The following is a 2,158-nucleotide window of genomic DNA, read 5'->3' as shown; positions in this document are numbered from 1 at the left end:
AACCCAACTTAGATGTAGTAGTGGCCTCTGAGCGTATCCTGAAATCCAATCCCAAAGAGATCCAAGATTTTGTAGAAACATACTACGACCAGGTAGAGAAAGCTAATCTCAGGGATGGGGAAACTGCTAGTAAGGGGATGCAGTTTTTTACGGCGGCTGAGGCGAAAGATTGGATGAAATCAGGAACTTTGGCAAAAAGAATAGGGGAAACTGCGGAAGTTTTGGCAGCTTCCGGTAAGGCAAAAGATGTTCCTGTTAATACCACAGAACTGTTTACCGCTAACTATCTGCCCCCAACAGCTGAGCCAAGTATAGCTACAACCTCTCCGACTGATCAGAATCTGCCGGAAGTTGTGGCTCAACCTCAGGTAGCTGATTCTACTGAAGCCGATCAAGCTAAGGAATCAGAACCGGAAAAAACCGTTCTTGATGCAATAGCGAGTGGGGGAAAACCACGGCAGTCGCTCATGGGGGGAACCCCCAAGACCGCGCTGCCTCCCCAAGACCGCGCTGCATCGCTTGCTGAACCAGAACAAAAACCTGACTCTACCGCCACTCAAGTAGCTCAGGCAGATAATAACACTCAGGCTTCAGTTCCAGGTAAAGCTGAGGAAAAGCCGGAAGTTGCGGCTCAAGCTGAGGATTCCTCTAACACTGAAACCGATCAAGCTAAGGAATCAGAACCGGAAAAAACCGTTGCTGAACCAGAACAAAAACCTGACTCTACCACCACTCAAGTGGCTGAGGCAGATGATAAAGCCAAGGAATCGCAACTAGAACAAAAATCTGACTCTACAGGTACTCAAGTGGCAGAGGCTGAGGGACAAAACCCCCAGCCGCTAAGTAACTTAGAAGTTTTAGGTGAAGTCAAGTTTGCCAGGGCTTCGTTTCAATTAAGTCCCCAGCAGCAGCAAAAGCTCAATGATTTGGCAGAGGCAATTCAAAAATTTAGCCCCAGTAGTGTAGTTGTCAAGGTGCAAGGTCATACCTCCCGTACTGGCAATCCTGAATCTAACCAGAAACTCTCTCAAGCCAGGGCTCAAGAGGTAGTAAACTATCTCAAAAGCAAGTATCCCTCCCATCAATTCGTTGTGGAAGGATTAGGTTTCTCTGAACCCCAACCTGGTACTGACCCGACTTCTCCGGTTAACCAACGTACTGTGATTAGCTTGGCACCGATTCAATCTGGAAATTAGGAACAGACCAAGGCGTTGCCCAATTGTGGAATAGCCAAGGGTAATTGGTAATCGGTAATTGGTAAGTAAGCATTCAGCAGTCAGCAGTCAGCAGTCAGCTTTATCAAGCCCTGACAGCTGACATAACAGAAATTAAACGAATGCTTACCTCTTTTATTCAAAATCACCTCAATTAGGGTGTGCTATGCCCATAAGCACTTCAAGTAGCGTGGCCAAATGCCAAGGTTTATAGCTGATAGCACCTCAAGTAGCGTGTGCATTAGCTGATAGCTGTTCGCGAAGCGTGGCCAAAGGCCTTTAGCTGATAGCTTACATCGGTAACTTGCTCAACTATACTTGATATGATTCCGATATTCAGAAACCCCGAAGCAACCCGGTCAATTACCGTACATTGCCCTTTAGTTATTGGTGAATCAACTTTCTCAACCACAACCGACAGATAGTGATCAATCTCGATGGCATGGCAGCCTTGAATTACGCTTTGCCTATTGCCAGGGAAAAACTCAACCTATTCACACCTACGCCAAAGCTCCCTTGAAGGTACAGCGACCGTTTTATCCAGAAGGGCTAGGAGTTTGTCACAGTGTCGTACTTCATACCGCTGGAGGAATGGTAGCAGGGGACAGACTGTCTCAAGATATCCACCTGGAATCGGGGACTCATGCTTTAATAACCACTGCTGCTGCTAGTAAAGCTTATGGTAGGGGCAGTGCTAGCGCTAGTCTAAGAAACTATAGCGCTAATCATGAAAAGCTTAGCGGTAGTCTAAACCAACCAGAAGCTAGACCAATTATCTCTAGCGCTAATCCAGTAAACAATAGCGCTAGTTTAAAAAAGCCAGAAACTAGACAAATCATCCGGATCCAAGTAGAGACTGGTGCTTGTTTAGAATGGTTGCCCCAGGAAACGATTGTATTCAATGGTGCAGTTTACCGGCAGGATTTGCGGGTAGAATTAGCGCC

The 2,158-nt window shown here is 46.6% G+C and carries 2 protein-coding genes; both read left to right on the top strand.

What is annotated here, in order from left to right:
• Nucleotides 1-1,196 (top strand): OmpA family protein (locus F6K37_RS39205; RefSeq protein ID WP_353839049.1); only part of this gene is annotated, 1,196 nt, incomplete at its 5' end.
• A 408-nt stretch (nucleotides 1,197-1,604) separates the two neighbouring features.
• On the top strand, nucleotides 1,605-2,158 hold a 554-nt coding region (locus tag F6K37_RS39200), incomplete at its 3' end, for an urease accessory protein UreD (protein ID WP_287256641.1).

The sequence above is a fragment of the Moorena sp. SIO4E2 genome, assembly GCF_010671945.1.
Taxonomy (GTDB): Bacteria; Cyanobacteriota; Cyanobacteriia; order Cyanobacteriales; family Coleofasciculaceae; genus Moorena; species Moorena producens.
This window is presented reverse-complemented; position numbering and strand designations above follow the sequence as displayed.